At 57.5% G+C, this 1,827-nt stretch carries 2 protein-coding genes, 1 tRNA gene and 1 pseudogene; 2 read left to right on the forward strand and 2 right to left on the reverse strand.

The annotated features are described in order from the left end of the window. Nucleotides 1-93, forward strand: a pseudogene (locus tag RR877_RS10495) (sulfonamide-resistant dihydropteroate synthase Sul1); the annotation flags it as partial. Nucleotides 94-147: 54 nt separating this feature from the next. Next, nucleotides 148-957 (forward strand): zinc ribbon domain-containing protein, encoded by an 810-nt coding sequence (locus RR877_RS10500; protein WP_332551411.1) that lies wholly within the window; start codon nt 148-150, stop codon nt 955-957. On the opposite strand, the gene RR877_RS10505 is transcribed toward RR877_RS10500, so the two are convergent. Together RR877_RS10505 and orn are read right to left on the reverse strand one after the other, a co-directional pair. Further along, nucleotides 950-1,025: transfer RNA gene (locus RR877_RS10505), tRNA-His, on the reverse strand. The two genes, RR877_RS10500 and RR877_RS10505, sit on opposite strands and share 8 nt — an antisense overlap. A 76-nt stretch (nt 1,026-1,101) precedes the next feature. Further along, the gene (gene orn, locus RR877_RS10510) at nt 1,102-1,716 is read right to left on the reverse strand and encodes an oligoribonuclease (protein ID WP_280805662.1); all 615 of its coding nucleotides are present in this window, start codon (nt 1,714-1,716) and stop codon (nt 1,102-1,104) included. Nucleotides 1,717-1,827: the final 111 nt, after the last annotated feature.

Below are 1,827 nucleotides of genomic sequence, written 5' to 3' on the forward strand. Positions count from 1 at the left end.
CCTGGAGATCTGCGAAGCGCAATCACCTTCTCGGAAACCCTCGCGAAATTTCGCAGTCGCGACGCCAGAGACCGAGGGTTAGATCATGCCTAGCATTCACCTTCCGGAGTCCACGAAGCGCTCGTCCCGAACGAGGTGTGGGATCAGGTGCAGACCGTGCTCGGCACTCACCGGTCGGCGGCGGACGCGACGCAAGTGCACGATCACTACCTGAAAGGCTCTGTGTTCTGCGGGCAGTGCGGCTCGCGCCTGATCGTGTGCAACGCGAAGAGTAGCCAGGGCACGATCTATCCGTACTTCGTGTGCGCGAGCAGGCACGGCGGTAGGGGTGACTGTACCCGTCAAGCGATGCTCATCGAGCACGTCGAGCGACTCGTGGAGCAGTTCTACGATCACGTCCAGATCAGCGCGGAGACCAAGCAGGCGCTCTCGTCGATGCTGCACGCACGGTTCGACGAGATGATGTCCGAGGGTGCCGCGGAACTGGCGGACCTCGCCACGCGTCGGACCCAGCTCGAAGACGAGCAGGAGAAGCTGCTCCGTGCTCACTACGCGGGAGCGGTCCCGTTGGAGTTGCTCAAGCGGGAGCAGGATCGGATCACGGCATCGCTGGAGACGATCCAGAACCGGATCGACGCCCACCACGGGGAGTACGCCTTCGCTCGGGCGAACTTGGACGACGCGTTGACTCTGCTGTCGAATGCGGCCGACATTTACAAGAAGGCTGACGACGCGAACCGTCGTCTGTGCAACCAGGCGCTGTTCACGGCGATTTATGTCGATGAGGACAACGACGTTCGGGTCGGCTACAAGACGCCGTACGACGGGCTGAGCATCGAAGGCTTGCAGGCCGACGCCCTCACCTGGGCCGCCGAGGCAAGAAAGTTGAGCCAGGCTCGAACCTCGACCAAGGGCGGTCCCTTGGTCGAAAGTTCAAACCTGACCCATTTGGGGTGAGTAACGGGTATCGATCCCGCGACCTCCTGAACCACAATCAGGCGCTCTACCAACTGAGCTATACCCACCATGTTGTGCTTCCGACGAATCGGCAACTCAATAATCTTACACGTTTAGCTGTGAGGCAAAAACTGAAGAACTGGCTTAAGACGAGTGCTTGGCCACGATGTCAGCAGAAATCTTGCCTGCTTCTTCGCTGTTGGGCCCAGGCTCGGCCACAAGCAGTGCTTGGCGGTAGTAATCAAGCTCACGAATGGACTCTTGAATATCTGCCAGAGCGCGGTGGCCGCCGTCTTTGCTGGGGGAGTTAAAGTAGACGCGGGGATACCAGCGACGAGCAAGTTCCTTCAAGGAGGAGACGTCGATGTTGCGATAGTGCAGGCGGGCATCAACGTTAGGCATGTAGCGAACGATGAATGCTCGGTCGGTGCCAATCGAGTTGCCACACATCGGTGGCTTCTGGCCTTCGGGAACATGCTCGTTGATGTAGGCAAGAACCTGTGTTTCTGCTTCATTGAGCGAAACACCATGAGGAATTTCTTCAATCAGGCCAGAAGTGGTGTGCATGTTGGTGACGAATTCACCCATGTTGTCCAAGGCTGCCTGGCTGGGGTTGATCACGATGTCGAAACCTTCGTGAACGGCATTGAGCTCAGAGTCGGTAATGATCACAGCGACTTCAACAAGCTCATCAACATCGAGGTTGAGTCCGGTCATTTCGCAGTCGATCCAGACCATGTACTCATTCGGTGTTCCCATGCCTCAATTCTAGGCGTGCCCACAGACAAAGATTCCCTGGCCATCAGTGAACTGTCCCCCGAAAGTTGGACAGGATAAATACTAGGCGGCTTCTAACTGAAGGGCATGGTT

Origin of the sequence: Aurantimicrobium sp., assembly GCF_036667855.1 — a bacterium.
GTDB lineage: Bacteria > Actinomycetota > Actinomycetes > Actinomycetales > Microbacteriaceae > Aurantimicrobium.